This is a genomic window from Botrimarina sp., from assembly GCF_040219535.1.
Lineage (GTDB): Bacteria > Planctomycetota > Planctomycetia > Pirellulales > Lacipirellulaceae > Botrimarina.
On sequence record NZ_JAVJSH010000020.1, the window covers coordinates 471,696 to 498,535 of the forward strand.

24 protein-coding genes and 1 tRNA gene are annotated in these 26,840 nt (G+C 69.7%); 16 read left to right on the top strand and 9 right to left on the bottom strand.

Annotated features, from left to right (window positions below; translation table 11 throughout):
• Positions 1-40 precede the first annotated feature (40 nt).
• Positions 41-113: transfer RNA gene (locus tag RIC11_RS12220), tRNA-Glu, on the bottom strand.
• A gap of 186 nt (positions 114-299) precedes the next feature.
• Positions 300-521 (bottom strand): carbon storage regulator CsrA, encoded by a 222-nt coding sequence (gene csrA, locus RIC11_RS12225; RefSeq protein WP_350211610.1) that lies wholly within the window; start codon positions 519-521, stop codon positions 300-302.
• Positions 522-939: 418 nt separating this feature from the next.
• Between csrA and RIC11_RS12230 the strand changes: the two genes are divergently transcribed.
• Entirely contained in the window at positions 940-1,716 is a 777-nt protein-coding gene (locus RIC11_RS12230; RefSeq protein ID WP_350211612.1) for a TatD family hydrolase, read from the top strand.
• A 9-nt stretch (positions 1,717-1,725) separates the two neighbouring features.
• Here the strand turns inward: RIC11_RS12230 and RIC11_RS12235 are convergent, their stop codons facing one another.
• Positions 1,726-2,421: a hypothetical protein gene (locus tag RIC11_RS12235; protein WP_350211614.1), complete on the bottom strand. Its 696-nt coding sequence runs from the start codon at positions 2,419-2,421 to the stop codon at positions 1,726-1,728.
• Positions 2,422-2,736: 315 nt separating this feature from the next.
• Here RIC11_RS12235 and RIC11_RS12240 point away from each other — a divergent pair, with 315 nt between their 5' ends.
• Genes RIC11_RS12240 through RIC11_RS12250 form a run of 3 tightly spaced genes read left to right on the top strand, consistent with a single transcriptional unit; the run spans position 2,737 to position 4,626 of the window.
• Positions 2,737-3,801: a M42 family metallopeptidase gene (locus RIC11_RS12240; RefSeq protein WP_350211616.1), complete on the top strand. Its 1,065-nt coding sequence runs from the start codon at positions 2,737-2,739 to the stop codon at positions 3,799-3,801.
• A gap of 20 nt (positions 3,802-3,821) precedes the next feature.
• Positions 3,822-4,400, top strand: a complete 579-nt coding sequence (locus RIC11_RS12245) for an ATPase (protein ID WP_350211618.1) — start codon at positions 3,822-3,824, stop codon at positions 4,398-4,400.
• Positions 4,393-4,626, top strand: a complete 234-nt coding sequence (locus tag RIC11_RS12250) for a hypothetical protein (RefSeq protein WP_350211620.1) — start codon at positions 4,393-4,395, stop codon at positions 4,624-4,626. The genes RIC11_RS12245 and RIC11_RS12250 overlap by 8 nt, the downstream gene beginning before the upstream one ends.
• Before the next feature lie 8 nt (positions 4,627-4,634).
• On the opposite strand, the gene rsgA is transcribed toward RIC11_RS12250, so the two are convergent.
• Both rsgA and RIC11_RS12260 read right to left on the bottom strand, forming a co-directional pair.
• A complete protein-coding gene (gene rsgA / locus RIC11_RS12255) occupies positions 4,635-5,795 on the bottom strand; it encodes a ribosome small subunit-dependent GTPase A (protein ID WP_350211622.1) in 1,161 nt (386 codons plus the stop codon).
• Between the two features lie 48 nt (positions 5,796-5,843).
• A complete protein-coding gene (locus RIC11_RS12260) occupies positions 5,844-6,311 on the bottom strand; it encodes an FHA domain-containing protein (RefSeq protein WP_350211623.1) in 468 nt (155 codons plus the stop codon).
• Between the two features lie 382 nt (positions 6,312-6,693).
• Between RIC11_RS12260 and RIC11_RS12265 the strand changes: the two genes are divergently transcribed.
• The 6 genes from RIC11_RS12265 to cysK all read left to right on the top strand — a co-directional run bounded on the left by RIC11_RS12265 (position 6,694) and on the right by cysK (position 13,261).
• The gene (locus RIC11_RS12265) at positions 6,694-7,959 is read left to right on the top strand and encodes a M16 family metallopeptidase (RefSeq protein ID WP_350211625.1); all 1,266 of its coding nucleotides are present in this window, start codon (positions 6,694-6,696) and stop codon (positions 7,957-7,959) included.
• A 116-nt stretch (positions 7,960-8,075) separates the two neighbouring features.
• Positions 8,076-9,305 (top strand): M16 family metallopeptidase, encoded by a 1,230-nt coding sequence (locus tag RIC11_RS12270; protein ID WP_350211627.1) that lies wholly within the window; start codon positions 8,076-8,078, stop codon positions 9,303-9,305.
• Between the two features lie 185 nt (positions 9,306-9,490).
• Positions 9,491-9,973, top strand: coding sequence for a CbiX/SirB N-terminal domain-containing protein (locus RIC11_RS12275; protein ID WP_350211628.1), 483 nt, complete (start codon positions 9,491-9,493; stop codon positions 9,971-9,973).
• Between the two features lie 142 nt (positions 9,974-10,115).
• Entirely contained in the window at positions 10,116-11,231 is a 1,116-nt protein-coding gene (locus RIC11_RS12280; protein WP_350211630.1) for a hypothetical protein, read from the top strand.
• Between the two features lie 200 nt (positions 11,232-11,431).
• Positions 11,432-12,112 (top strand): hypothetical protein, encoded by a 681-nt coding sequence (locus RIC11_RS12285; protein WP_350211632.1) that lies wholly within the window; start codon positions 11,432-11,434, stop codon positions 12,110-12,112.
• Between the two features lie 210 nt (positions 12,113-12,322).
• Positions 12,323-13,261: a cysteine synthase A gene (cysK, locus tag RIC11_RS12290; RefSeq protein WP_350211634.1), complete on the top strand. Its 939-nt coding sequence runs from the start codon at positions 12,323-12,325 to the stop codon at positions 13,259-13,261.
• On the opposite strand, the gene RIC11_RS12295 is transcribed toward cysK, so the two are convergent.
• Complete coding sequence (locus tag RIC11_RS12295) at positions 13,250-14,758, bottom strand: MATE family efflux transporter (RefSeq protein ID WP_350211636.1); 1,509 nt, start codon at positions 14,756-14,758, stop codon at positions 13,250-13,252. The genes cysK and RIC11_RS12295 overlap by 12 nt on opposite strands.
• Before the next feature lie 195 nt (positions 14,759-14,953).
• A complete protein-coding gene (locus RIC11_RS12300) occupies positions 14,954-16,279 on the bottom strand; it encodes an outer membrane protein assembly factor BamB family protein (protein ID WP_350211638.1) in 1,326 nt (441 codons plus the stop codon).
• A 220-nt stretch (positions 16,280-16,499) separates the two neighbouring features.
• Here RIC11_RS12300 and RIC11_RS12305 point away from each other — a divergent pair, with 220 nt between their 5' ends.
• The 4 genes from RIC11_RS12305 to RIC11_RS12320 all read left to right on the top strand — a co-directional run bounded on the left by RIC11_RS12305 (position 16,500) and on the right by RIC11_RS12320 (position 22,923).
• Positions 16,500-20,549: a hypothetical protein gene (locus RIC11_RS12305; RefSeq protein ID WP_350211639.1), complete on the top strand. Its 4,050-nt coding sequence runs from the start codon at positions 16,500-16,502 to the stop codon at positions 20,547-20,549.
• Between the two features lie 666 nt (positions 20,550-21,215).
• The gene (locus RIC11_RS12310) at positions 21,216-22,088 is read left to right on the top strand and encodes a hypothetical protein (protein WP_350211642.1); all 873 of its coding nucleotides are present in this window, start codon (positions 21,216-21,218) and stop codon (positions 22,086-22,088) included.
• A 150-nt stretch (positions 22,089-22,238) separates the two neighbouring features.
• Complete coding sequence (locus tag RIC11_RS12315; protein ID WP_350211648.1) at positions 22,239-22,634, top strand: type II toxin-antitoxin system RelE/ParE family toxin; 396 nt, start codon at positions 22,239-22,241, stop codon at positions 22,632-22,634.
• Positions 22,621-22,923, top strand: coding sequence for a helix-turn-helix domain-containing protein (locus RIC11_RS12320; RefSeq protein WP_350211650.1), 303 nt, complete (start codon positions 22,621-22,623; stop codon positions 22,921-22,923). The genes RIC11_RS12315 and RIC11_RS12320 overlap by 14 nt, the downstream gene beginning before the upstream one ends.
• Before the next feature lie 219 nt (positions 22,924-23,142).
• Here the strand turns inward: RIC11_RS12320 and RIC11_RS12325 are convergent, their stop codons facing one another.
• Both RIC11_RS12325 and RIC11_RS12330 read right to left on the bottom strand, forming a co-directional pair.
• Positions 23,143-23,649, bottom strand: a complete 507-nt coding sequence (locus tag RIC11_RS12325) for a hypothetical protein (protein ID WP_350211652.1) — start codon at positions 23,647-23,649, stop codon at positions 23,143-23,145.
• A 137-nt stretch (positions 23,650-23,786) separates the two neighbouring features.
• Positions 23,787-24,443: an alpha/beta fold hydrolase gene (locus tag RIC11_RS12330; protein ID WP_350211654.1), complete on the bottom strand. Its 657-nt coding sequence runs from the start codon at positions 24,441-24,443 to the stop codon at positions 23,787-23,789.
• Positions 24,444-24,777: 334 nt separating this feature from the next.
• Between RIC11_RS12330 and RIC11_RS12335 the strand changes: the two genes are divergently transcribed.
• Positions 24,778-25,845 carry a hypothetical protein gene (locus RIC11_RS12335; protein ID WP_350211656.1) on the top strand — a complete coding sequence of 356 codons (1,068 nt, stop codon included), beginning with the start codon at positions 24,778-24,780 and terminating at the stop codon, positions 25,843-25,845.
• A gap of 173 nt (positions 25,846-26,018) precedes the next feature.
• Entirely contained in the window at positions 26,019-26,831 is an 813-nt protein-coding gene (locus tag RIC11_RS12340; protein WP_350212046.1) for a CAP domain-containing protein, read from the top strand.
• The last annotated feature ends 9 nt before the right edge of the window (positions 26,832-26,840 follow it).

Sequence of the window (26,840 nt, forward strand, 5' to 3'; positions counted from 1 at the left end):
AGCCGCCCTGCACACGTGCAGAGCGGCTAGGCGGAGAGAGTGACCCCAACGGGACTCGAACCCGTGTTGCCGGCGTGAAAGGCCGGAGTCCTAGACCACTAGACGATGGGGCCGCGGGTGCGAGAGCTGTGAGCGGGGGTGGCCGTCACCGGCCTGCGCTACCGCTTCAAGCTCGCCAGCAAGAAGGCTAAGAGCCGCGCCAGCTGTGGTCAACCCGCCTTCCTACCAACGCGGCGGGGAGTGTCGCGTCACGGCCCCAGGCGAGATCGGCGTGACAGCACACAGGCAAGCGTCGTCGATCAAGAATCGGCGACTTGCCCCTCAGGTGCGCCGCCTACAGCGCCGGGGCCGTCTTGCTGGCTCTTCCGGATCGCTTCGTAGACTTCGTTCCGATGGACAGGCACCTCTTTGGGCGCCTCGATGCCGAGCCGGACCTTGTCGCCGCGGATTTCTACCACCACGATGGTGATATCATCGTTGATGACAATGCTTTCGTTCTTTTTCCGCGACAGGACTAGCATTTCGATTCCTTCGCTCTCGAGGAGGGACTTCCTGGCAGCCGCTCGGAACCGCCCGAGTAATGGTTCTTTAGGCGCGGTCTCGCGGAGCGGTCGGCTTCCCTATTTTGGCTTGGCTTCGGCTTGACGGAGTTTATGGAACTGAGTCTGCGGAACTGAAACGGAAGGACTCGCGTCCTGTCGCCCGCCGCCGCGACACGCGTCGCTAGCGGCGCCCAGCTCCCATTCTACTTACCTGTCGCACTGTCTACTGTACGGCCGGGGGGTTGACAGTCAAGAATCAGGGCGGTCGCGCGGCGACCTGTGGCCTGAAATTTGCCAAATAGGCCTTCCCACGGGGCAGACTGGGGGGTCTACAACGCGCTTGCTGCGGATTGCCGCATTGTCCGGTTGTCTAGCGGGACGGACCTACAGGACCGGGATGCTCTACGACACCCATGCTCACCTCGACCAACAGGCCTTCGCCGACGACCTGCCCGTCGTGATCCACAGAGCGCGGGAAGCGGGCGTCGGCCGCGTGAACGTCATCGGCGTCGACGCTCATTCTAGCCGGCAGTGCGTCCGCCTGGCGGCGCAGTGGGCGCCCCTCTGGGCCGTCGTCGGCATTCAGCCGAACGATGTGGCGGAGGCCAAGCCTGGCGACTGGGACGAGATCGTCCGCCTGGCCGCGACGCCTGGCGTGGTGGGTCTCGGGGAGACCGGCCTCGACCGGTACTGGGACCACACCCCGATCGACGCGCAGAAAGACTTTTTCGACAGGCACCTGCGGCTGTCTCAAGCCAGCGGGCTGCCGTTCGTAGTGCACATGCGCGAGTGCGAGCAAGAAGTGCTCGACATGCTCGGCGAAGCCCGCCGCCGGGGGCCGCTACGCGGCGTGATGCACAGCTACACCGGCTCGGCCGACGGGGCGGCCCAAGCGATCGAGCTTGGCCTCCACGTCAGCTTTGCTGGCATGGCGACCTTCAAGAAGTCGGACGAGCTCCGCGCAGTGGCCGTTAGCGTGCCGCTCGAGCGGCTGCTTGTCGAGACCGACTCGCCGTACCTGTCGCCGGAGCCGGTGCGCAAAGTCAAACGCAATGAACCTGCCCACGTGGCCCACACCGCGCGTCGCTTGGCCGAGGTCCGGGGCGAGCCCTTCGAGCGCTTCGCCGAAGCGACGACCGCCAACGCGCTGGCCCTGTTCGACCGCGCCGAGTAAGCGGTCAAATCACCGGAGCTTGGTCGTCCCGTCGCCCGGCAGCCGCGTGACGCGTCGCGGGGTGAAGTGCGGCTGGTGGCTCATCGCTTGCGGAGCGGTCGGGCCGACCCAGTTGCCGCAGTCGTCGCACGGGTCGTGGCACGCCGGCGGGTCGTTGTGCCATTCGCTCCAGTAAAGCTCGCCGTCGCAGCCGCCGCAGCCGCCGCACGCGCCGCCGGGGCAGCACAAGCCCAGCGGAGAGAGCAGGCGCCGCAGCTCGGCGCCGATCGAGTGCAGGCCGAAGGCCACGTTTTGGGCCACCGGACAACGGCCGCAGCCGCCGCACAGTCCGCCACACACGTCGCCGCAGCCGCCGACGCCGCAGGCGGGCTCGCACCCGCAGCCAGGATCGCAGGCGCCGCACGCGGGGCCTTCGCACACGTTGATCAGCGGGCGGGCCGGGCCGCAGTCGCAGCCGCCGCACCATTTCTGGCCGGCGAGGCTACACCCGCCGACGCCGCAAGCAGGCTCGCACCCGCATCCGGGCTCGATGGCGCAGCCGGGCTCCAGAGCGCAGCCCCCGTGGATAGGGGCCCCGCAGCCCACAAGCGAGCCGCATCCCGGCGCTGGGCCGACACACCCAGTCGAGCCGATGAGCGTCAGCACCGCGGCGATCGCGGCCAGCGGCGCCGACCCGGCGAGGGCGAAGCGATTGCGAAAGGTCATCCCTGTGGTCTCCTGGCCCGATCGGGGCGGGCGCCTGGCGTTCCCTCGCCAGCGGCGCCGTCACGAGTAGCGTCGGGTCCTGTCGACCTGCACGAGCGTGTCAGTCGACCGGCCCCGGTAGGCTTGAATCGGACGCGCGGGCCGCACCGCCTGAGCCGAATCGTCAAGGTCAACCCAGATTGCGACAGCCGCGGCGGACCCCTTCGAACCCGGGCGAAGGGCGGTTAGAGTCGGCCCCGACGACCCGCGCCGGGCGACCCGCCCCGCGCAGCGGCGAGCCATCCGATCCCTCCCACCAGCCGAGCGACCCGCCCGATGACGCCAGAGGCCAAGAAGTTCTTCCTGGAGGTCCTCGAAACGCCGAGCCCCTCGGGCTACGAGCAGCCCGTGCAGCGGCTGGTGCGCGAGTACTCGGAGCCGTTCGCCGACGGCGTGCACACCGATTCGCACGGCAACGTCGTGGTGTCGGTCAACGCCGACGCGCCGCTGCGTGTGATGTTCGCCGGCCACTGCGACCAGATCGGTTTGATCGTCACGTACATCGACGAGTTCGGTTTCGTGTACACCAAGCCGATCGGCGGCTGGGACCCGCAGCAACTGATCGGCCAGCGGATGACGATCCACACCGACAGCGGGCCGGTCCCGGCGGTGATTTCTCGCAAGCCGATCCACCTGCTCGAAGAGGAGGAACGCAAGCAGGTCGTCAAGCAGAAGGAGATGTGGCTCGACGTCGGCGTGAAGTCCGAGAAGGAGGCCAAGGAGCTGATCCAGGTCGGCGACCCGGTCACCCTGAACCTCGGCTGCCAAGAGATGCGCAACGGGTTCGCGAACGGCCCCGGCATGGACAACAAGACCGGCATGTGGGTCTGCATCGAGGCCGCGCGACGGGCCGCCGAACGCGGCGGTCTGAAGGTCGCGGTCCACGCCGTCGCCACCGTGCAGGAAGAGATCGGTCTCCGCGGCGCGAGGACCAGCGCGTACGGGATCGACCCGCACGTGGGCGTCGCGGTGGACGTGACCCACGCGACCGATTGCCCCACGATCGACAAGACCCAAGAGGCCGACATCCGCCTCGGCGGCGGGCCGGTGATCGAGCGGGGCCCGAACATCAACCCGGCCGTCTTCTCGCGCCTGAAATCGGTCGGCGAGTCCGCCAAGCTGCCGATGCAATGGGCCGCGCTCAACCGCGGCGCGTCGAACGACGGCAACGCGCTGCAGCTCACCCGGGCGGGCGTGGCGACGGGCATCGTGGGCATCCCGCTGCGTTACATGCACTCGGCCGTCGAGGTGATCTCGCTGGACGACATCGACCACGCGGCCGACCTGCTAGCCGAGTTCGTGCTGTCGCTCGAAGCCGACGCCGACTTCACGCCGCGGTGAGCAATCAAGCAGAGCAGATTATGGGTAAACGACTGCTGGTCGTCGGTGGGCCGAACGGGGCAGGCAAGACCACGCTCGCTAGAGCTTACCTGGCGAGCGGAGACTGGCTGTACCTTGGCGCCGACGAGATCGCGAAAGAAATGTCGCCGCAACGGCCCGAATCGGCATCTGTGGCGGCTGGAAGGGAATTTGTGGAGCGACTCGAGGCGGCGCTAAACGGGGGCCGAAACTTGCTCGTCGAGTCGACCCTCTCGGGGAGGTCGATTGGACGCAACCTGGAGCGCGCAAGGCAGCTCGGTTTTTCCGTTGAGATAGCGTTTACGTTTGTAGACGCCCCCGAGACCAGCATCGCCCGGGTGGCTCACAGGGTCCGAGTGGGCGGTCACCACGTTCCTAGCGACGATGTGCGGCGACGCTTCTTCCGCAGCATCAGGAACTTTTGGCAGAAGTACCGGGAGCAAGCCGATTACTGGACTCTGGCCGACAACCGCTCGTCCGTCCAACGTAGAATCGCAATAGGCGATCGTTCCTTTTCGAAGGTACTGGATCGTGAGGCGATGGCAGAGTTCATAGCAATCGTGGAGGGTGAGCATGTCTGATTCAGCCAGCGGACACGCCAGCGACTTATCGCTCGAAGCGTACGTCTTCGCCGCCGAGGTGGACGAGATGGCGGCCCGCGGTGTCCGCGCGGCCCAAACCGAGGCCCGCGCCGCTGGCGTGCCGTGCGTCTACTCGATCAACGGGATCCTCCACTGGGAGCTGCCCGACGGCAGCCTCACCACCGTCGACCCCTGGGCCGGCCGGGACACGCCGCCGGCAGAGTGAGTCCGGCCTCACTCGCCCGAGCGGATCTGCGCGTAGCTCTCGTACCGACGCACGTCGATCCAGCCGTCGGCCACGGCGTCCTTCACCGCACAGAAGCCCTCGTGGGTGTGTGTGCAGTCCGGGAAGCGGCACTGGCTGACATAAGGCCGGATGTCGCGGAAGTAGCCCGCGACCTCCTCCGGGATCACGTCCCACAGCTCGAAGCTGCGGATGCCCGGCGTGTCGACGAGCAGCCCCCCCGCGCCCGGGTCGCCCCACGGGTAGAGTTCGGCGGTGGTCGTGGTGTGGCGGCCCTTCTGGCTCTCGGCGCTGACGTGCTGCACACGCAGCGCCAGGCCCGGCTCGATCGCGTTCAGGAGCGAGCTCTTCCCCACGCCGCTCTGGCCCGCGAACACCGTTTGGGTCCCCTTCAGCTGCTCGCGCAACCGCCCGATCCCCGCCCCGGTGGTCGCCGACACCGGCGCGACGCGATAGCCCAACTGCGACCACACGCCAACGATCGGGACGAGGTCCGAGGGCTCGACCAGGTCGACCTTGTTGATGCACACGATCGGGCGGAGGCCCGTCTTCTCGGCGGTCACCAGGTAGCGGTCGACCAGATTCGGCTTCAAACGCGGCTCGGCCGCCGACGCGACGACGACGATCTGATCGACGTTGGTGGCGATGAGCTGCTGCCGCCCGCGGCTGGTGCGGCTCAGCACGCCGTGGCGGGGCTCCACACGCTCGATGATCCCCTCCTGGGGAGAGCCGTCACTCGGGGGCTTGCCTTCGGGGCGGATCCAGACGCGGTCCCCGGCGGCGACCACGTGCCGCAGGTCCGTTGCGAGCTGCTTGAGCAGCTGCCGCGTCGCACAAGCATAGAGCCGTCCATTGTCGCCGAGCACGCGGCTCACCAAGCCTTGCACCCGCAGCACGCGGCCGAGCAGGCAAGTCCGCTTGTCCACGTCGGGCAGCACCAGACGGCCGGACTCGTCCTCGACGATCTCCGCGTCGGCCACGGTCCGGTGGCGGGTCAGTCGGCCCTTGCCCGACAGCCGTTCGCCGCGCTCCACGTCGGCCGTCGCGTCGGCGCCTTCGAGCTCGAACGTGCGCGTCAGGCGGCGGTCGCGCTGCGCCGCGTCGTGGTGCTTGCGGAACGTCGCCCGGACCTTGCGGCGCTTCTTAGCCACAGCGGGCGATCCCTCAGTAAAGGACCGACGGCGATCGCGGGCCCGGCGTCAAACCTTGTCGCCCGGCAGCTTGATCTGACCGGCCGCGTCGTTCGTCGGGTCGTAGCGACTCGACCGCGAGCCGCGCCCCGCCGAGTCGGCCTTCTGCAAGCCGGCCCGCGCGAGCAACGACGTGCCCAGGATCTCACGCTGACGATTCTCTGCCGGCGGGGGACCCACCGCCCCGAGGTCGGCCGGCGAGTACTCTACCCGGTAGCTGTGCTTGGCGACCGAGAGCGTGTCGCCCGGGTCGAGCCGGCCATCGGGAGTGCGGACGCCGTTGATCTTGATGCCGTTGCGGCTCTGCAAGTCGCGGGCGTACAGGTAGCCGCCGTCGATCCGCAGCTCGCAGTGGTGGGCGGACACGTTGGCGAACCGCAACACGATGTCGCAGCTCTCGCGCCGGCCTACCAAGAGCTTCTTCTTAAGAAGCGGGATCGGGTCGCCGCCTCCGAGCGGCACAAGCTCGCCGTACATAAGATGGGTCTCGTCAGGCAGGGCGGCGGCAAATGGGGAAGGGCAACTCGTAGGATGGCCGCCGCAGCGCGGGGACGCAGAGCCGTTCGTCTGCCCCATTGGGCAGCGGCCCATTGGGCAGCGGTAATCCGCGTGTCTCCGACTACCCCTCACCTTACGAACGGCGCCGGTAATCGTCAAACGCGCGGCGACCGCTCTTGCCAGCCCCCTGGCCGCCGCGGGCAATCGCCTAAGCCCCTGCGTGACCTAGAGTTGCGCACCGGGCGGTCGTCCCGATCAGGCGGCCTTGCCCGGCGATGCGGTTGCCGCGACCCCGCGCCGCGTGCCAGACTTGCCCGGCTCGCCGCCGCCCGACTCCCTCCGACACGAACACGGCAGACCGTTGACCGCTACCGCCCCCGTCGTCCCACGCGACCGCGAAGCCCTCTCCCGCCGGCTGGCGAACGGCCTCACGGTCGTCGGCGAGCCGGCGCCCGGCTTCCAGTCGGCCGCGTTCACGCTGATGCTGCCGGCCGGCTGCCGCTACGACCCGGCCGAGCGACGCGGCTTGGCCAACCTCACGTGCGAGATGGTCCTGCGCGGGGCGGGCGACCGCGACAGCCGCCAGTTGGTCAACGACCTCGACGCGCTGGGCGTCGAGCGGGGCGAGTCGGTCGGCTTGGGCCACACGTCGTTCTGGGCGAGCACGCTGGCCGAGAACCTGCCCGCCGCGCTGGCCATCTACGCCGACATCGCGCGGCGACCGCTGCTGCCCCAAGACCAATTCGAAGCCGGCCGCCAGGTCTGCTTCCAAGAGCTACGCGGCGTCGAGGACGAGCCGAGCCACAAGCTCATGCAAGAGCTCCGCCGGCGACACTACGGCGACCCGTTCGGACGCTCCTCCAGCGGCGAGCGCGAAGCGATCGCCGCCGCCACAATGGCCGACGTCCGCCGCTTCCACCGCTCCCGCTACGCCCCCGACAGCGCGATCCTGGCGATCGCCGGCGCGTTCGACTGGGCCGAGGTCTGCGACCAGGCGGACGAGCTGTTCGGCGACTGGGCCAAGACCGAAGCGCCGCACTCCACGGAGGAAACACCCCCCGAGCGGGGCGGCCACTTGCCGTACGATTCCTCCCAGTCGCACATCGGCATCGCCTACGCGTCGACGCCGTACAACCACCCCGACTACTTCCAAGCGTGGGGCGCCACGGGCGTGCTCTCCAGCGGCATGAGCAGCCGCTTGTTCTACGAGGTCCGGGAGAAGCGGGGCCTGTGCTACACGGTCTACGCGTCGCTGCAGACGCAGCACGACCGCGCGGCCGTTTTCTGCTACGCGGGCACGACCGCCCAACGCGCGCAAGAGACGCTCGACGTCACCCACGGAGAGCTCGTCCGCTTGGCCGACGGGGTGACCGCCGACGAGCTGGCCCGCCTGAAGGCCCGGATGAAGAGCGCCTTAATCCTGCAGCAAGAATCGACCCACGCCCGGGCCGGCGCGTTGGCGCGCGACTGGCGCCACCTGGGCCGCGTGCGCAGCTTGTCGGAGGTCAACGCGCTGGTCGACGCGGTCACGGCCGAGTCGATCAACGACTACCTCCGGCGCAACCCGCCCGGCGACTTCACCATCGTGACGCTGGGGCCGGAGGAGCTGACGCTCAGCAGCCCGTAGCCGGTCGCCAGTAGCCGGAAGACGGTCGACACGAAGAGCCGAGCCGTCGCCGCGTCTTGAACCCGTCGACTAGCAACTGGCCGCTGACAACTGGCCACGGACAACTCGCAACCAACATGCAATTCAAACGCCACACACTCGCTAACGGCCTCGAGGTGATCGCCGAGTGCGACCCCGACGCGCTGTCCCTCGCGCTGGGGTTCTTCGTGCAGACCGGCTCGCGCGACGAGACCCCCGCGGAGGCCGGCGTGAGCCATTTCCTCGAGCACATGGTCTTCAAGGGGACCGACCGTCGCTCGGCCGACGACGTGAACCGCGAGTTCGACGAGCTCGGCGCACACTACAACGCGTTCACCAGCGAGGAGAACACGGTCTACTACGCGTCGCTGCTGCCCGAGCACCAGGCGCCGGCCGTCGACCTGCTGGCCGACATCCTCCGCCCGACCCTCCGCGACGACGACTTCGCCACCGAGCAGAAGGTCATCCTCGAAGAGATCGAGATGTACCTCGACCAGCCGCCCTACGGCATGGACGACCACGTGAAGCGGCTTGCGCTGGGCGACCACCCGATCGCCAACAGCATCCTCGGCACGGCCGAATCGGTCGCCGCCCTCACGCCCTCGTCGATGCGCGCGTACTTCCAGCGGCGCTACGCGCCGCGCAACCTCGTGCTCGCCGCCGCGGGCCGCGTCGACTTCGACACGCTCGTCGAGCAGGCGGAGCAGGCGTGCGGCGAGTGGACCGGCGGCCCGCCGGAGCGTCACGCCCCGGCGGCCGAGACCTTCACCCCGCGCGAGGCGGTCGTGCAGTCGTCCGCCACCCAGCAGTACGCGCTGCTGCTCGGCGCCGCGCCGGACGGCGCGTCCGACGACCGCTACGCGGCCAAGCTGCTCGCCGCGATCCTCGGCGACGACTCCGGCAGCCGGATGTATTGGCGGCTGATCGACACCGGCCACGCGGAGTCGGCCAGCCTCGGGCACTACGACTACCAGGGCGTCGGCATGTTCTACACGTGGCTCGCGTGCGACCCCGGCGACCTGGAGCGCAACCTCGACGAGCTCGAGGCGGTCCTCTCCTCGGCCGCCGACACGCCGACCCAGAACGAGCTCGCGCTGGCCAAGAGCAAGATCAAGTCGCGCGTCGTGCTCGGCAGCGAGCGGCCGCGTAGCCGGCTGTTCCACCTCGGCGGCAACTGGCTGCTCCGCGGGGAGTACCGCCCCGTGGCCGAGGAGCTCGAGCGGCTCGACGCCGTCACGCGCGACGACCTCGCCCGCATCGCCCAGGCGTGGCCGCTCGACCGAAACGCGGTGGTCACGGTGGGGCCGCGCGACGACTTGCGGTTGTGATTGACGGCCGGCCGTCGGCTGTCGGCTGTCGGCTGTCGGCTATCGGCTGTTGGTTAGCGGGGGCCGGAGCCCCTTCCGGCGCCAGAGCCTGCCGGCTGCCGCCGACGGCTGACCGGTCCTGTGGACCGCCCCCCCCTTAGGGCCAACAGCCAACAGCCGACAGCCGACCGCAACCCACACCCCCCATGCTCGCCGACAAACTCCGCAGCGACCTGGCCCTCTCGCCCGATGACACCGGCGTGATCGTCGTCGACCACGGCTCCCGCCGCGCCGAGAGCAACGCGTTGCTCCACGACGCCGCGGACCTGTTCCAGCGTGTGTCGGGCATGGGGATCGTCGAACCGGCCCACATGGAGCTCGCCGAGCCTTCGATCGCGCAGGCGTTCGATCGCTGTGTGCAGCGGGGCGCGTCGACGGTCGTCGTTTTCCCGTACTTCCTCTCGCCGGGCCGGCACTGGTCGCAAGACATCCCGCGCCTCGCGGCGGAAGCGGCCGCCGAGCACACCGGGGTTCGCTACCAGGTGACCTCGCCGCTCGGGCTGCACGAGCTGCTAGCGGAGGTCATGTGCGAGCGGATCACCCACTGCCTGCGGCGCTCGCTGCACGGTGGCGAGCCTTGCGAGCTCTGCCGGCCCAGCGGCGGCTGCCGGATGCACGAGGGGCCATGAAATCGGCCCGCCCGGCCGAGACCGCGCAACCTTTGCTGGGGTCGCGGCCGCGCGACGGACGATGCCTAACGACGGCTGCGCACCACGAGCGACAGCCGCCGTTCGCATGCTATCGCCGCAAGCAACCACGCAAGGAGCAAGGATGCTCGCCACGCGCTACTGGATCGTCCCGCTGGCCGCCGCGCTGCTGGCCGCCCCGCTCGCCACGCCGTCCGCCCGGGCCGCCGAGCCCTTCGTGCCCGGCAGCGGAGAGTTCGTCTACCAAGCGGCCGACGACTTCGAAGACCCGAAGTGGTCTTACCAGACCAACTTCCCCAAGAGCAGCTTCGAGCAAGACGACAACCAACGCGCCCCCGGCGGCTACTCGGCCAACAAGCTCTGGCACGAAGGCGCCAAGCGCGGCACGCCCGACGTGGTCAAGCGGGTCGCCACCCCGCCGGGCGGCATCCCCGGCAGCCAAGGCGCGTTGATGTTCCAGACACGCTACTCGGGCATCCCGGGCCGCATCACCAACGAGCAGCAGCAGGACGACCTGCTGATGAAGGTCGACCGCTTCCTCGGCCGCTCGATCCCCGTCACCTGGCAGCCCAGCTGCACGGTGCGCGTCTACCTGCCGCCGTTCGAAGAGTGGGAGAACCGGACCGGCGCGTCGTTCGGCATGCGCGCCGACTGCCGCGGCCGGATCCCCGAGGGCGAGACCGCCGCGTACTGGCCCGGCATGTTCATCCTGTTCCGCAGCGAGACCTCCCGGAACGTCGAGTCGGACTACGCCGAGCTCTCGGTCCGCGCCAACGGCATGGGCCGCGACATCCGCGCCCTCGACATCAAGGAGCCCGGCTGGTGGACGCTCGGCATGTCGTTCACGCCCGACGGCCAGATCCACTACTACGCGAGCGAAGGGGTCGACGACCTGACCGAGGAGGACTACCTGACCTCGAGCTTCCCGTACAACTACAAGTGCCTGGCGTTCGACAACTTCTTCTTCAACGTGGCCAACTGGGACAACGGGCAGACCTGGAGCACCGCCTGGGTGATCGACGACCCGAAGGTGTTCGTCGTGCCGCCCACCGGCGAGTCGATCGCCAGCCTGCCGCGCCGCAAGGGGCAGCGGGTGCCGACCTTCCCGATCACCCACATCCACGAAGCCGACAAGAAAGACAACGGCTTCTTCGGAAACCTGTTCGGCGGCGGCTCAAGCCGGGGCGGACGCGGCTACAACCGTAGCGCGAGCGGCAGCTCGATCCGGAATCGCCGGTGAAGTCGGATTGATATCGGCTGCTATCGATGTGATCGCGACTGGCGCGCCCCGTAAGCCGCTGCGTGGCGTGCGTTGATCGACTTAAGTAGCATCTAGAAATCGACTTGCGTCGCGAACGGCGATTGCGGCGCCGGCGTTGCCTCTACCGAGAAGCGAGCCCCACCACGGGGCGGAGCAACTCGCAATAGGGAGGCAATCCAATGCTTAAATCGATCACCACGGCGGCCCTAGCGGCCGCTATCGCTAGTCCGGCCGCGGCCGGCCACTTCGGCGACCTCTACCAACACGTCGCCCAGGTGCGTGGCCAGATGGCGCTGCTCGAGGCCCAGACCTCGGCGATCTTCGACCCGCTGCCGCGCGGCCGGCTGCTGGCCGACGACATCTACGACGAACTCGAGGACCTCTGCCGCGACCTCGACCGCTTCGAGGCCGACCTGCGGCGGCCGATCCAAACCCGCGGCCAGCTCCGCCGGCTCGAGCGACGCGCCGAGCAAATCGAGGACCAGGCCTGCGAGGTCTACGAGGCCGTCGCCGAGGCGCTCCACGACGCCCGCGGCCGGCACGCCGTGCACCGGCCGGTCCACCGCCACGCGCACCGCCAGGCCCTCCGCCCGTTCCCGGTGACCCGCGGCTTCCCGGGCGAGCCGCTGACGGCCTACCACGGCGTGACCACGCGCGGCGTGAGCGTCAACCTCGGCGGCGTCCGCTTGAGCTTCGGCGGCGAGCCCCGCTTTGTGGCTCGGCCGGTGGTCGCCCACCCGGTCGTGGCCTCGCACCTGGCGCCCGGTTGCGTGTCGCCCGGGCAAGCGGCCGTGCTGCTCGCTCAAGCCAACGACCTCCGCCAGATGGCGAAGCTGCTGCACCAGTGCGCGTGCCGCTGATCCGCTTCGTCGCCAAAGGGGCTGATCTCGTCAGGCAAACCCTCGCCGCCCCGCCAAGCCCGTCCCGGGTCCGGCGGGGCGGTGTTGTTGTTGGCTGGCTCGTGAAGCGGTATCCTTCGGCGCTCCGAGGGCTAATGCCCTCGGCTCCGGTTTCTCGAACCGCATCGCGCTCTTCCTACGGTCTACAGCCTACAGCCTCCGGCCTCCCCCATGCCCCGCAACCGCACGTACGACCACGCCGCCGCCTGCATCGGCGACACGCCGATGATCCGCATCAACCGCCTGGTGCCCGAGGGCCAGGCGACGGTGTTCGCGAAGTGCGAGTTCTTCCAGCCGCTCAACAGCGTGAAGGACCGGATCGGCGCCGCGATGATCGAGGCCGGCGAGCGCGACGGCCACATCAAGGCCGACACCCACATCGTCGAGCCCACCAGCGGCAACACCGGCATCGCGTTGGCGTTCGTCTGCGCGGCGAAGGGCTACCAGCTCACGCTCACCATGCCCGAGAGCATGTCCGTCGAGCGCCGCGCGTTGCTCAAGGCGATGGGCGCGCACCTGGTGCTCACGCCGGCCGCCGAGGGGATGAAGGGCGCCATCGCCAAGGCGACGGAGCTCGCCGACAAGCCGAACCACTGGATGCCTCAGCAGTTCGAGAACCCGGCCAACCCGGCGATCCACGAGGCCACCACCGGCCCCGAGATCTGGGAAGACTCCGGCCACGACATCGACTGCATCGTGGCCGGCGTGGGGACCGGCGGCACGATCACCGGCGTGTCGCGGTTCATCAAGAAGCTGAACCCCGACTTCAAGGCGGTCGCCGTCGAGCCGGCCGACTCGCCGGTCATCTCCGGCGGCGACCCGGGCCCCCACAAGATCCAAGGCATCGGCGCCGGCTTCGTGCCGAAGAACCTCGACACGAGCCTCGTCGACGAGGTCATCACGGTCAGCAACGAGGAGGCCTTCCTCTGGGGCCGCCGCCTGGCGAAGGAAGAGGGCATCGTCGGCGGCATCAGCAGCGGCGCCAACATGTGCGCGGCCGCGAAGGTCGCCGCCCGGCCCGAGATGGCCGGCAAGCGGATCGTCACGATCATGTGCTCGCTCGGCGAGCGCTACCTGTCGACGCCGCTGTTCGAAGGGCTAGCCAGCTAACGCCTGGCTGGCGCCGCCGACGTCGCTCGGCTCACCAGCCACGGGTTCCGGCGCGAGGGTCGGCGGCTCTGGCTCGATCACCCGCATGCTGCGCCAGTATCCGGCGCGGAATCGCAGGTAGAAGACCACGGCCAAGCCGAAGATCCACGCCGACACCAGCGCCCAACAGCCGTACACGCCCGCGTCGAGCACCTCCAGCGCGGTCCACGTCAGCGCGGCGAGCGCCGTGGCCATCACGAGGCTGGCCCAGAGGATGAAGCGGGTGTCGCCGGCGCCCTTCAGCGCGCTGACGAACACGATCAGCATCGCGTCGACGAAGTTGTAGGCCGCGTTGAACCGCAGCAGCACGACCGCCAGCGCGCCGACCGCCGCGCGGTGGGCCGGGTCGGCGCCCGCCACGGCCTCGCCGCTAAAGAAGCCGCCCAGCAGCCAGCCCGGCGCGAAGACCATCACGGCCGACGCGCCCGCCATGTAGGCCCACGACACGTGCAGCGAGGTCCAGGTGGCCTGGGTCGCGGCCTCTTCGCGGTTCTCGCCCAGGTGCTGGCCGACGAGGATCGAAGCGGCCATGCCGATGCCGCACACGGGCATGAACGCCAGCGAGCCGATGCTGAACGTCATGCTGCTGGCCTCGTTGGCGACATCGCCCAGCCGTGCGATCAGCAGCACGAAGACCGTGAAGCCGAGGATGTCCAGCAGCATCTGCAGCCCGCTGGGGCCGCCGAACCAGAGCATCCGGCCGAGCAGCGCGCGGTCCACGCCCACCGCGCCGGTCGCGAAGGCCGCGCGGTGCTCCCGCCGCAGCACCAGGGCCAGGTAAGTGAGCGCCTTGAGCCACAACGACACGACCGTCGCCCAGCCCGCGCCGGCGATCCCCGCGGCCGGGAAGACCTCGAAGGTCTCCCCGCCCATCGCGACGGTCAGCCCGAAGATCCACCACCAGTCCAGCAGCAGGTTCAGCAACGCGAACGCCGCGTCGACGACCATCACCACGACCGTCCGCCCCCGCCCGCTATAGAACGAGCTGAGCGCCTGCGAGAACAGCATGGCCGGCGCGCCGATCGAGAGGATCGCGAAGTAGCGTCCCTCGAGGGCGACGGCCTCGGGCGAGTGGCCCGCCCACTCGAACAGGCGGTCGGCCAGCGGCACGCCGAGCAACACAAAGGGGGTGGCTGCCGCCGCGATCCAAACGCTTTGCCACACGGCCGGGCCGATCCGCAGCGGCCGCCCGGCCCCTTGGTACTGGGCGACGAACGTGTTCGCGTAAGCGCACACGCCGAGCGGGAAGCACAGGGCCGCGAACCAAGCGGTCGAAGCGGCGAACGCGGCCGCCATGGCCGCGCCGGACCAGTGGTTCAGCAGCATCCGGTCGACGAACGTCATGACCGTCCACGACAGGCTCGACACGACCAGCGGCGCAGCGACCGACAGCACCTCGCGGCCGCCGCCGGGGCGTCGCCACCAGGTTCGGCTTTGGGCGCCCGCCGTGGAATGCATCTGGGGCTCCGCCACCATCGTGTTTCCCTGCGCTACAGGCCGGTGCGCGCCGCCTAACCCCGGAGCGACCGCTGCCGGACACGCCGCGCGACGCCGGGGTTCGCGCAACCCGGACGCAGCAAGCTATCGACCCGCCCCGCGCACCACCAGCCACCGGCCACTAGCGATTAGCGACTGGCGACCGGCGACCGGTCCCTAAAAATCAAACGGGTTGTCCGCGTCCGCGTCGCCGGAGTCTTCGGCCGGCGCGAGGTCGCCGAACGGGTCGGTCGCGTCGGGCGACTCGGCCGGGGGCTCGCCGAATCCGGGGATCGGCTCGGGCGCCGTCGTGTCGGGCTCGTCGGCGGGCGTGGTTTCGGCCGGCGCGTCGGCTTTCGGCTCGGTCTCTTCGCTCGGCCGGTGGCGGAACGGCTCGTCGGCGCCCGCTTCGTGGAAGCACTGGATCAGGCCGCTGTCGCTCATCACGTAAATGCGGTCCGTTTCGTTGTTGGGGATCGCCCGCAGCGGCTCGACCGCTGGCCAGCTAGCGACCGGCTCGCCGGTCTCTCGGTCGAGCACCGCCAGGGCGCCCCCCGGCGCCAGCGCGTAGACGCGTTTCTCCGACGCCGCGGCGAAGTCGCTCACCCCCTCGACGTTCCAGCGGATCTGCCCGGTCTCGCGCGAGAGGGCGTGCAGCGACGGCGTCGCGGCGGTCACGTAGATCGTGTCCGCGACCTCGACCAACGGCTTCTCGACCGAGCCCTCGATCGCCCTCCGCCAGACGACCCGGCCGGTTTCGGTTTGCATGGCGTAAACGAAGCCGGCCGTCGTCGCGAAGTACATCTGCTCCGCGTCGACGATCGGCGCGCCGGACAACCTGGCGGCCGCGTCGAAGCGGTAGCTCGGCACGCCGCTGTCGATCGCGGCCGTGTAGACCATCCCCTCGACCGTCGACCAGACAACGCGGCCGCTCGCCACCACCGGGTTGCCGAGCACCGTGCCGGGCGAAGCGATCCGGAACGGCAGGGCCGCTTGGTAGTCGATCGGGTGGGCGACCAACCGGCCCCCGAGCAGCGGCGTCAGCAGGTACTCTTCGCCGATGGCCGGCGCGCCGCCGGGGGCGCCGTCGAGTTGCTTGGCCAGCACCTGCGCGCCGGTCTCGGCGTCGATCAGGAACGCGGTCGACCCGACAACGATCGCCAATCGGTTCCCCTCGACCGTCGGCCCAGCCACCGGGGCGAGGCGGTCGCCGTAGCGCCGCCGCCACTTGGGGGCGCCCGTCTCGGCGTCGAGGGCCTGCACGTTGCCGGCCGACGTCAGCACGTAGATCACGCCGTCGGACAGCACGGCCGCGTGGATCTGTTGCGTCGCCGCGTCGATCGGCGCCTGAGTGAACCAAGCCCGGGTGAGCCCGGCTTGCTGCGCGACCGACTCGGGGATCACGGCGCCGGCTTGCGGGGCCGAAACGACCGCCGCAGCGGCAGCGATGCAGGTCATCGCCCTACGCCAGGCTCGGCGGGCGGGGTTCTTGGAGCGTTTCATCGCGGCTGGGCGGTTGCGTTGGTAGGGAGCCGGGCCGCCGGCGCGGGGCGCCGACCTGAGACTCATCCTAATCCCCGACCCCCACGCCTGCACGTTTTGGCCAAGCGGCTGGCCGCTAGACCGTCTCGCAGGGGCTCCCTAAATTGCGTTCCGGGACCCCTGTCGGCGCTGGCTCGCCTTGAGTGACCCGCGCCGCCTGTCTAACCCGCCCCGCTTGCGTATGCCCCACGTCGACGACGACCCGCAGCAACGCCGAGGTCGACTCGAGCGTGAGGTGCTCGGTTACCTCAACTTCTCGTCCGGGGCGAGCGATGGCGGCTTCTTGAAGGCCCTGAACGGCCTGTTCGAGATCGCCGAAGGCGATTCCCCCACCGCCGCGCCGAACCAGCCGGCCTCGGTCGACCGCGTGCTGGCGAGCCTCTCTTCGCGGCTGGAGCAGCTCCGCAGCGAGGGCGCCGCGTTTGCCGACGCGAGCCAGGCGGTCGGCGTGCTGCGGCTGGCCGAGCAATTCCGCCAGGCGTACGGCCGCTTCCACGCCGACCTGCTGTGGGGCGTGCCGGCGCAGCAGCTCTGGCGGCCTTTCTTCCTGGGGCGGGTGTTCGAAGCGATCCTCGCGCAGGGGCCGCCGTGGGACGAGTCGACCCTCAACACGGCCCGGGACCGCCTGGACGACTACATCGGCTACCGGCCGATCGCCGTGCTCGAGACCGAGCAGAAGATCGAGCCCTACCGGAACGAGTGGATCCGGCCGATCCCGCTGTACGTGGCCGGCGCGGGGGTGGGGCACGGCCGGCGCCAAGAGCTGATCGAGCGGACCCTGCGCTTGCTGCGTGAGAGCGACCCCGGCGTGCTCCGCGCGGCGTACTTCGACCCGGACAACCTGGACGAGCTGGCCCTCGACCCCCGCGCGTACGACTTCGACCACCCGGCCCACAAGCGGCCCAACCACCACTTCGGCCTCTGGGACCCGGACCGCATCGACGGCAAGGGGATGTACCGCCGCTTCGTGCTGCAGCCGGTCGTGCTCGATGCGTTGTGCGAGCGGGTGGAGCTCGAGTCCGGCGACCGGCCCGACGGCGCGTTCGCGCGGGAAGAGCTGCTCACCGAGGCGGCCGCGGTGCTCGCCGGCACGATCCTGATGGCCTCCGGCGTGAGCGGCTCGGGGCCCGGCGCCCACAGCGGCGACGAGACCCTGGCCACGCTGCTGCCGCAGATCGCCGCGTACCGCGACCGCTTCTACGCGGACCTGCTCGCGCGGACCACCGGCGACCACGGCGAGCGGCTGCGCCGCGAGGCCCAGCGCATGCGTCAGCCGTTCGCCGGCGCGCGGCAGCACCTGAACCACGCCATCGCGCGGCGCCGCGCGGAGCAGCTGCAGCGGGTGCGGCTGGCCCGGGTCTACGCGCGGATGGGCGCCGCCGAGGCCGCGCTGGAGCAGGCCAACGAGGTGCGCGTCGCGTCGAGCCGCATCCTCTGCAAGATCTACTGCAAGCTGACCGCCGGCCACCAGGCGCTGGACAACCACGACCTGGCGGTCGCCGCGGAGCTCACGCCCGAGGTCGAGGACCTGATCGAGCGGGGCATCGAGTGCGGTGCGTTGGTGGACCCTTGGAACGTGGTCGGCTTCGGCGGCAACTTCAGCCTGTGGCCGAGCGTGGAGAACACGATCCACGACTACCGGGTCGACGACCTGATCCGGGTGGTCGAGCAGCTGCTGGGGCTCTGCTCGCGCGGTTGCGGCGAGGCGGCCGCCGTCGACGACCAGGAGTACGAGCAGTTCTTCTCGAGCACGCTGGAAAGGGTCGCCGGCTGGTGGGACCAGTTCGCCACCCCCACCGTCAGCGGCGTGCGGCGGCTGTTGGCCAAGGAGGTCGAGGTGTCGACCAACCTGGTCGCCGGCGCCCTCAGCGCTTGGCACAAGGCCGGCGCGGCGGCCGGCGACATCGCTTTCTGGGGGATGTTCGTCGACCAGTTCGACTCTCCCAAGGCGTTCCACCAGGTGGTCGAGGCGCTGCTCGAGAAGGGCGACCTGGTCGCTTCGATGGCCCTGCTGATGCGTTGGGTCTGCCAGGTCGAGTACACGCCGCTGGACGACGGCGACGCGTCGTTCCACCCGCTGGCCGAGCGGTGGCTGCGGCAGGTCGAGCGTCGCGGCGAGGAGACCGGCGAGGACCAGTGGCCGCTGGTGGCGAAGTTCTTCGACCACCTGGAAGCCAACGCCGAGGACCTGTGGAACGCGCCGCGGTGGCAGTTCGGCGAGTTCGACGAAGCGGAGCTCGACGACCTGCTCGACGACGACAGCGAGCTGCACGACGACCCCCTCGCCGACGACGAGTTCGACCCCCTCGGCGACGCCGCGTTCGACGACGACGACGAGGACGACCTGTTCGAGGCCGCCTACGACGACGTCACCTACGAGGACAGCACCGACGACGGCGTCGACTCGGCCATCTTCGAGTACGGCGGCGAGGACGAGACCCGCGCCGAACTCGAGGCCGAGGCCGAGCGGCTCGAAGCCCGGCTGGCCTTCCTCAACACGGTCGCCCGGCTCTGGAAGCACGCGGCCGTCGTGTGGGGCGTGCGGCAAGCGGAGCCCGACAACCGCCACGAGGTCATCGCCCAGTGGCGACGCATGGCCGCCCGCCGCGGCGCCCAGCTCGCTCAGCTGCTCGAAGCGGTCCACTCCCACCGGCTGCCGCAGCCCGGCGCGGACCACGACTCGATGGTCGAGTACGACCGCCTCCGCTCGGTCCGCGACGCGATCCTCGACGGCGTGATCAACTCCTGCGTCGAGTCCGCCGACGCGGGCCGCCTGCTCCGCGCGGCGGTCGGCGCCACCGCGGCCGACGAACCCCCCACGCCCGACGGCGCCACCCACGTCGGCGGCGCCGGCGCGGTGCTCTGCCGCGTGCTCCGCGGCGACGCCCCCGGCGTGCGCCAGCACTGGCCCGAGTTCCTCGCCGCGCTGGGCCGCGAAGAGATCCTCTACGTGCCGCTGGCCCGCGGCGGCGACCCCCGCAAGATCGTCCGCGCGCGGACCCTGCACCGGCTCACCAGCGACCTGGCCGGATGGCTCCCCCGCTTGGGCCTGCTCAGCGAGACCGCCGAGCTGCTCGCCACGGCCCAACGCATGGAGAGCGACCACCCGGTCGGCCGCGGCGCGGTGACCGAGTACGACCGGCTCTTCGAGACCGGCTACTCGGCGATGGTCAAGTGCCTGGTCGCGTCGTCGCTGTCGTGGCAGGTCCGCCGGGGCGACTCGCCCGCCGAGGCCAGCCCGGCCGAGTCGATGCTCGCCGAGGCCCTCTGGGACCTGACCGACAAGCACCTGAAGCGGTGGCTCGCCCACAGCGCGACCGTGAGGCTGAGCGTGGTCGAACGCTTCCGCGACCGGCCCGACGACTGGGAGCGGTTCGTGCGGTTCGTCGAGCGCTACGGCGAGGACCTCTTCACCCAGCGCTTCCTCACGCTCAGCAACCTGCGGGCGATCCTCCACCACCGGGTCGGCGTGTGGCTCGACAACCTCCGCGACGCCCCGCCCGACGACGCGCCGCGGCTGGTCGAGGAGATCGACGCCGGCGTGTCGCGCGAAGAGGCCATCCGCTGGCTCACCGTGGCGATCGAAGCGGTCGTCGAGAACTACGGCGTCTACCGCGACTACAACGCCACGACCACCCAGTCCGACCGCGGCGAGCTGCTGCACGCCCTCGTCGACTTCCTCCGCCTGAAGAACGACTACGACCGCGTCGCCTGGAACCTCAAACCGGTGACCCTCGCCCACCGGATCCTCGTCGAGAACGGCATGCCGCTCGCCGCCGCGCTGTGGCGGCGCGAGGTCGAGCACCGCACGCGCGAGGTCGCCGACCAGAACCTGGCCGCGCTGGAGGCCCTGTCGCAGCGGTACGGCATGCGCCTGCCCACGATCGGCGAGCGGCTCGGCGAGCGCTTCGTGCGGCCGCTCACGATCGACCTCGTGCGCTCCCTGGTCGGCCCCGCGATGGGGACCGACCCGCGCATCGACCGCCAGACGGCCTTCGCCGCGATCGAGCGCGAGGTCGCCGTGCTGCTGGCCGACGCGTCCGGCGCGGGGCTCGACCTGCCCGACTGGGTCGAGGCCCTCGAAGACGAGGCCGACGACCACGCCCGCCGCGCCCGCCGCGGCGAGGACACCGCTTCAGACGACCCGCTCCGGCGGATCGAGCAAGCCGAGCTCTCTTGGGAAGAGACCCAGCGCCAGCTAGCCGAAACCCCACGCCCGAACGAAGGCTGAGGGCCAAGCGGTCTTTTGCGGTCGGCCGCAATCCGAGCCCCGGCGCACTTCGCTCCGTTTGAAACACGACACACACTAAGAAAACGCTGTGTCACGCATCACGGCGCTAAAATCGACCTTAAGTCGTTTCCGCCAGACGGTTTAGCGAAGCGTTACACGGCCCAGCAGGTGTAAACTTTCGGCTTGCCGCAAGTCTTCGCCCCGACGCCCTATTCTCCCAGCCTTACGGCCACGCACAGCAGAAATAGCCCCCTGAGGCCAGCCTTTCCCCGCCCCTAAAGCCCCGCCCCCCACCCCTCAAGCCTCACCCCTCAAGCCTCCGTAACCGCTCTTGTTCCGCCGCCCCGCGTCCGGGACGCTCCCCGCCCCCCTCACTCGGTTCCTTGGGTCGGAGGCACGGCGATGCAGCCACGCGGAGTCACGGCGGCAGTTCAAACAGAGGCCCGGCGGCACGCCCCCAACGGAAGCCCGCACCGACCCGCCCCCCAGAGCCCCGGGCATCAGCAGAGCCCCGGGCATCAGCCCGGGGAGCGCGCCGGAGTTCGGTTGGCAAGCAACTCCCCGGGCTTATGCCCGGGGCTCCGGGGGGTTGGGTTCGGGCTCGGGCTGCGCTGGTCGGGCGTCGCCGTCGGCGGGGGTTGTGGTGGGAGGCTTCGCCGCGCGCGGGTGCTGCCGCTTGCACTGGTGATCGCTGTGGGGGCCGTGGCGGTCGCCGCGGAGGCCGCGGCCGCCGGGGAACCCGACAGCGTCACCTTCGGCGAGCCGTCGTCGCGCGTGGGCGACATCGTCCGGCAGTCGGTGCAGGTCGGCCTTTCGCTCGAATCGAAGCTCCGCCGCGGCGCGGAGGTCCTCGAAGAAGAGAACCGCCGGGTCGAACGGGCCCAGCGCCGGACCGTCACCGCCACCGCGCTCGACTCCGGGCGGGTCACGGCGGCCCAGGTCGTGTTCGCCGAGTCGCACGCGCAGATCGTCGACGGCCCCAAGGCCGGCGCACGCGACGACGACCCGGTCGTGGGCAAGACCTACCTGTGCTGGCGCGAGGGGGACGAGCTGCGTGTCACGCTGCCCGACGGCAAGCTGCCGCCGCTCGACGAGTACGCGGTGGTCGCCCGCGCGATGCGCACGCTCGGCACGCCCAGCCCGCTGGCCGCCCACCTGGCCGGCCGCACGGTGCGCGTCGGCGAGAAGCTCGAGCTGCCCAGCGCGGTCGCGCAGCAAGCGCTCGGCTTCGACAAGGAAATGGGCGAGGTCGTCGACTTCGAGCTCGAGCTCAAAGCGATCGACGAGGCCGGCGGCGCCCGCCTGGCCCGCTTCGACGCACGGATCGAGGCGGTCGGGGCCGGCGCGGAGCAGATGCGGCTGTTCATCGCGGGCCGCTTCGTGCTGGACGAGGCCCAGTGCCGCGTCACGTCGGCCGACCTGTCCGGCCCGATCGCGATGAGCAGCCTGCGCGGCCCGTCGTCGCAGGGCTACCAGATGGACGCGCGCGGCAAGATGCGCCTGCGAGTCGCCGCGGAGCACACCGACGCGCCGCGCTAGCCGGGCGTGGACGAGAGAACCACGAGGGGCAGGACGGCCCGGTCGTGGGTTGGGTGCTCAGGGCTTTGCTGGTGGGTCATTAGGGCTGCAGCCAGGCGTTTGCCTGTACAACATTATTGTTGTACACTCGCTAGGGACTCGGCCGCCAAAATGCCACAAACCCTGCTGCAGTTTTACCAGGACGACGACGGCAGTGTGCCGGTGCGAGACTGGCTGGCCGGACTGCAACAAACGGATCGTCGCGCCTTTGCAAAATGCGTGGCGGCCATCGATCGGCTAGCCGCTCTTGGGCACGAGTTGCGGCGGCCTCACGCCGATCTGCTGCGGGACGGGATCTACGAATTGAGGGTACGGCATCAGCGTGTGAATTACCGAGTGTTGTACTTTTTCCACGGCCAGAACGTGGCGTTCCTTGCTCACGGGTTGGTCAAAGAGAAGCGGGTTCCAAACGCCGACATCGAACGGGCGCTCGCCCGGAAGCAGAAACTCCAAAACAATCCTGCCAAGCACACTTACCGGGGAGGCGACGGCGATGGCGAAGACTAGCGACGCCGTGGCGATTATCGACCGCATGGTCGGCGACGACGCCGAGCTGCGTGACCTTATTCGGCAGGCCAAGACCAACGCCGACGTCGCCCAGATGATCTACGACGCTCGGACCCAAGCCGGCCTGAGCCAAGCCGCGTTGGCCGAGCGGATCGGCTCGAAACAACAAACGATCTCGCAACTCGAGTCCGCTGACTACGAGGGGCATTCTCTTTCCATGCTGCGGCGGATCGCCGAAGCACTCGAGCAAGAGTTGGTCGTGCGGTTCGTCCCCGCGAAGGCCGGGTAGCGAGAGTATGGCCGGATCGCACGACCGTTACGACGTCCACGACGGCCCGCTCGACGGGGGCTCACACAAAGTCGCAGGGCCGGGCGTCACGCTCAGACGCAAAGCGGATGAGCACCAGTTTCGTAGGCCAGACTGTGCCTGACGCATCGCCCGATAGGCCGGAACCAGCGTCGGGCGAAGCCTGACTTACTGTACTTCGGATAAGATGGCCCCCCCTTGTCACGCCTTCAGTCTGTCAAAAAGTCGCGAAGCGGAATCGCGAACGTACGCATCTTTTGCGCGCGTTAGATTCGCCAATGCGCAGAATAGCCCTTCGTGGTGAATCATCGGGGCGACGGTATCCCGTTCCAGTAAGTTCCACAGCTCGAACAGACCACCGCAAATCTCGCTCTCGTGGCCGCTGTTGAGTGCGTCGAGAATTGAAGATAGGGTGCGCTCGGCATCGAACGAGCAACGGTTCGCGAGTTTACGGCCGATGATTCGTCCATCAACTATCGGGGATTTCAGCAGCGCTTCGATTAGCCCCTCCGGCACTTGGATAGAACCCGGGTGCACTCGCAGGTAGTCACTGGCCGCACCCCCCAAATGCCAAAGAGTCGCGGGGCCCTCGGCAGAACGGTACAGCTCATCGAATCTCGCTTGAAAGCTCTCGGGTCGCAGGCGAATTGACTCTGTAGACCACAAGACTTTTGCGTGCTTTGCTGTGCTGTCGTGAAGATTGCTCATATAGCCTCACTGAAACCCCACGGCCTCGTGTGGGGCATCATAGTTGCTCACGAAGCGGACGAGCATGCGGCGCGGCCGAGGTTGCACGCATGCCCATCTCCTTGAGGTGGGCATGCGCCCGGCTTCGCCAAGCGAAGCTACCGGCTTGCGATGGCCTCCCAGGCCTTTCGGGGGTGTGTCTGCAGAACCATGTGCGGGGCGTTGATCTCGTGAACCTCGACGCGTCCGTTCTGTTCCTGGATCTCCTGTACGCAGCGGAGTGGCACGAGCGCATCGGCGGTCGGCCTCAGGTAAAGTATCGGGCAGGTCAGCCGGCGGAGCGGGGCGGTCACGTCGACCTTGAGTATACAGCGGATGCGGTGCGCGAGCACGCTGGGATCGTTCGCTGCGATCGCCACCCGCGCTCCAGGTAGCAGGTGTAGGTGTTCGCCGAGGAGGAGACGCTTCGCGGCCGCGGCGGGCAGCGGCGCCCTCAAGAGCAACGGCCAAGGCGCCCATGCGGCCAGCTTTGGCGCCGGAGAGGTCGCGAAGCTGGCGACCAGCACCAACCGCTGGACGGTCTCGGGGCAGCGCTCGGCCAGCAGGATCGCGAGCGGGCCCGAGAACGATTCGCCGATCAGGGTGCAGGGGCCGCCACTAACTTCCTCCGCAAGCCGATCGGCCAGACCCTCGTACCCGAGCCGCTGCTGCGGCAGCGGAACGACTCGAGCGGCCCATCCCGGCGGCGCCGCCAGCGTGAACGGCGCGCGGAACTCGCGCGAACCGTCCAACCCTGGGAGCAGCACGGCGTTCATTCGTTTGCTGCCTCTCTTGAAGGGTCCGACCCGCCGGCGCGAGTGGGTCGGCTTGCGAAGCATGCCGGCCAGAGCGCCCATCGTACCGGATGAACTAGGCGGCAAGATCGCCCCCCGGCGGGCGGAGTATCCGCGTCGGCTTTGCGAGCCGGGCGAGCCGGCTGGCTAGGCAAGCCGGGCCGACTGTTGCGCCGCCGATTTGGTCGACTGCTGCGCCCGGATGTGGTACGACGAACGCGCTGGCTTGCGGTGGTGGATCCTCGAGCGATCGGCCCGGCGTCGCTTGTCGCGGCGCGTGGAGGGCGGGTCGCGTGTCCTTGTCGGAGCCTTCGCGATGCCCACGATTATCGATCTCCCCGAGCCGCGCGCCGCGAGCCAACCACGGGTCCGGCCGTCGCGGGGCGAGCCGCGGCCCTTCACGCTCGAGCAAGAGCTGGAGCCGTTCGCCCGCTGGGTCGGCGAGCCGATCTGGGCGCCGCCGCTCGACTCGGCCCAGACGCTCGCCGAGTCGATGCTCCAGCGGAGCCGGCCTTTCGCGTCGCGCGAGCGGCGTTGGCGCGCGGTCGTCCAGATGCACCGCAACGAGTTCGCCCAGGTGCGCGAGGTCGACCTGGCGAAGGCCTCGATCCGGCTGCCCAAGGGGCGGCTGCTGGTGAGCGTCACCGAGCAGAAGCACTTCGACCGGATCGAGGAAGAGGTGCCCGACTGCGTGCGCACGCGACTGGAAGAGTTCTTGATGGGGCAGGGGGCGCGGACCGGCGTGCGGGTCTACTACCTGAAGCCGCTGTGCGTGGAGGTCGGCGACCGCCTGGTGATGACCACGCGCGAGGAGTTGACGGCGGCGATCGAGCGGATCAAGGCCGACGCGTTCGCCGAGTACGCGCGCCGGGCGCCGCTGCGGCGGACGAAGGACGCGCTGCGGTCGGCGGCGCGCGTCGGCCTGGCCGGGCCGAAGCGGGTGGCGCAGGCGATCGACAAGCGTCGCCGCCGCGCGCTCGACGCTTACCACGCGCGGATGGAGTTCGAGCGTCGCAAGACGGCGCTCGACGCGATGCGGATGCACCAGAGGCGCCGCACCAACGGCTGCACGTTCGACGAGATGCTCTCGCTCACCAACCCGCTGGAGCCTTCGGCCGTCGCGCGGCAATACAGCGCGGAGAAGAAGCTGTCGACCGTCAAGCGGCGGCAGATCGCGCGGATGGCGGCCGGCAGCACGCCGTGGTTCGTGACCCTGGCCCTGGCGGTCTCCGAGGCCGCGGCCTGGAGCTCGGTGCTGACGTTCGCCCCGCCGGTGCTGATGTGCGACCCGGCCTTCGTCGCCGAGCTGCCCGGCACGCGCGGCGTGCTGTGGAAGATCGGCCACTTCGACGAGGTGGGCGGGGTGGTGCACGTCGAGCTGTGAGCGGCGGGGCAGGCTTGTCCTCTGGTAGACCCCAAAGGGCGAGCGCCAGCTACGGGCGGCGCCTCTTGGCGTGCGTGGCGCCGGATGTGCTGCAGCCGCAGCGCTAGGGCGAGGCCGGATCAGACATGGCCTCGCAGCTTGTTCGATGAGCCACGCAGCGGAGGGAAGCGGTGATGCGGCTTCGAGGGTCGGTTGTTCTGTTGTCGGTCGTGACCGCCTCTCTCGCTGTCGCGCAGTCGCGCGACACGAGCGAGGTCGAGACCCTCACCGCGCCGCCGGCGCCGTTGCCGGAGGTCCGGGCCGAGCCGGCGGAGGTGGTCGATCGGGTCGTGCGGCAGACGAACGAGCTGCGTCGCAGCGAGGGGCTCGAGGAGCTCGCCACGGACGACCGCCTGGCCGAAGCGGCCCAACGCTTCGCCGATTACATGGCGCGGACCGATCGGTACGGGCACCAAGCCGACGGCCAGCGCGCCGCGCAGCGCGTGCGCGAAGAGGGCTACGACTACTGCCTGGTGCTGGAGAACATCGGCTACGGGTTCGACCCCGACGGCTACTCCAGCGGAGAGCTCACGAGCACGTTCTTCGACGGCTGGAAGAACTCGCCGGGCCACCGAGAGAATATGCTCGACCCGGCCGTGACCGAGACCGTTGTGGCGGTCGCGCGGAGCGACAAGACGGCCCACTGGTACGCGGTGCAGCTGTTCGGGCGGCCCAAGTCGGCCGCGATCGAGTTCCGCGTCGAGAACGACTCCGAAGCGGAGGTCAGCTACACGGTCGGCGAGAACGCCTTTGACCTGCCGCCGCGCTACGCGCGAGAGCACCTGCGGTGCCGGCCGGTCGACCTGGTCTTCGACCTGGGCGGCGACGACTCGGCCGAGCGGACGCTCGAGGCGGAGGCCGGCGCATCGTATGTGATCTCGGGCGAGGGGCAGGGCGGGGGGCTTCGCGTCGAGGCGTCGGCCCCGGAAGCGACGCGGGGCGATTGACGCTCGGTT

What these genes read in the sequence shown, in the direction of transcription:
- csrA (WP_350211610.1), bottom strand. Translation starts at nt 521, where the DNA reads ATGCTAGTCCTGTCGCGGAAAAAGAACGAAAGCATTGTCATCAACGAT.
- RIC11_RS12230 (WP_350211612.1), top strand. Translation starts at nt 940, where the DNA reads ATGCTCTACGACACCCATGCTCACCTCGACCAACAGGCCTTCGCCGAC.
- RIC11_RS12235 (WP_350211614.1), bottom strand. Translation starts at nt 2,421, where the DNA reads ATGACCTTTCGCAATCGCTTCGCCCTCGCCGGGTCGGCGCCGCTGGCC.
- RIC11_RS12240 (WP_350211616.1), top strand. Translation starts at nt 2,737, where the DNA reads ATGACGCCAGAGGCCAAGAAGTTCTTCCTGGAGGTCCTCGAAACGCCG.
- RIC11_RS12245 (WP_350211618.1), top strand. Translation starts at nt 3,822, where the DNA reads ATGGGTAAACGACTGCTGGTCGTCGGTGGGCCGAACGGGGCAGGCAAG.
- RIC11_RS12250 (WP_350211620.1), top strand. Translation starts at nt 4,393, where the DNA reads ATGTCTGATTCAGCCAGCGGACACGCCAGCGACTTATCGCTCGAAGCG.
- RIC11_RS12260 (WP_350211623.1), bottom strand. Translation starts at nt 6,311, where the DNA reads ATGTACGGCGAGCTTGTGCCGCTCGGAGGCGGCGACCCGATCCCGCTT.
- RIC11_RS12270 (WP_350211627.1), top strand. Translation starts at nt 8,076, where the DNA reads ATGCAATTCAAACGCCACACACTCGCTAACGGCCTCGAGGTGATCGCC.
- RIC11_RS12275 (WP_350211628.1), top strand. Translation starts at nt 9,491, where the DNA reads ATGCTCGCCGACAAACTCCGCAGCGACCTGGCCCTCTCGCCCGATGAC.
- RIC11_RS12280 (WP_350211630.1), top strand. Translation starts at nt 10,116, where the DNA reads ATGCTCGCCACGCGCTACTGGATCGTCCCGCTGGCCGCCGCGCTGCTG.
- RIC11_RS12285 (WP_350211632.1), top strand. Translation starts at nt 11,432, where the DNA reads ATGCTTAAATCGATCACCACGGCGGCCCTAGCGGCCGCTATCGCTAGT.
- cysK (WP_350211634.1), top strand. Translation starts at nt 12,323, where the DNA reads ATGCCCCGCAACCGCACGTACGACCACGCCGCCGCCTGCATCGGCGAC.
- RIC11_RS12295 (WP_350211636.1), bottom strand. Translation starts at nt 14,758, where the DNA reads ATGCATTCCACGGCGGGCGCCCAAAGCCGAACCTGGTGGCGACGCCCC.
- RIC11_RS12300 (WP_350211638.1), bottom strand. Translation starts at nt 16,279, where the DNA reads ATGAAACGCTCCAAGAACCCCGCCCGCCGAGCCTGGCGTAGGGCGATG.
- RIC11_RS12305 (WP_350211639.1), top strand. Translation starts at nt 16,500, where the DNA reads ATGCCCCACGTCGACGACGACCCGCAGCAACGCCGAGGTCGACTCGAG.
- RIC11_RS12315 (WP_350211648.1), top strand. Translation starts at nt 22,239, where the DNA reads ATGCCACAAACCCTGCTGCAGTTTTACCAGGACGACGACGGCAGTGTG.
- RIC11_RS12320 (WP_350211650.1), top strand. Translation starts at nt 22,621, where the DNA reads ATGGCGAAGACTAGCGACGCCGTGGCGATTATCGACCGCATGGTCGGC.
- RIC11_RS12325 (WP_350211652.1), bottom strand. Translation starts at nt 23,649, where the DNA reads ATGAGCAATCTTCACGACAGCACAGCAAAGCACGCAAAAGTCTTGTGG.
- RIC11_RS12330 (WP_350211654.1), bottom strand. Translation starts at nt 24,443, where the DNA reads ATGAACGCCGTGCTGCTCCCAGGGTTGGACGGTTCGCGCGAGTTCCGC.
- RIC11_RS12335 (WP_350211656.1), top strand. Translation starts at nt 24,778, where the DNA reads ATGCCCACGATTATCGATCTCCCCGAGCCGCGCGCCGCGAGCCAACCA.
- RIC11_RS12340 (WP_350212046.1), top strand. Translation starts at nt 26,019, where the DNA reads ATGCGGCTTCGAGGGTCGGTTGTTCTGTTGTCGGTCGTGACCGCCTCT.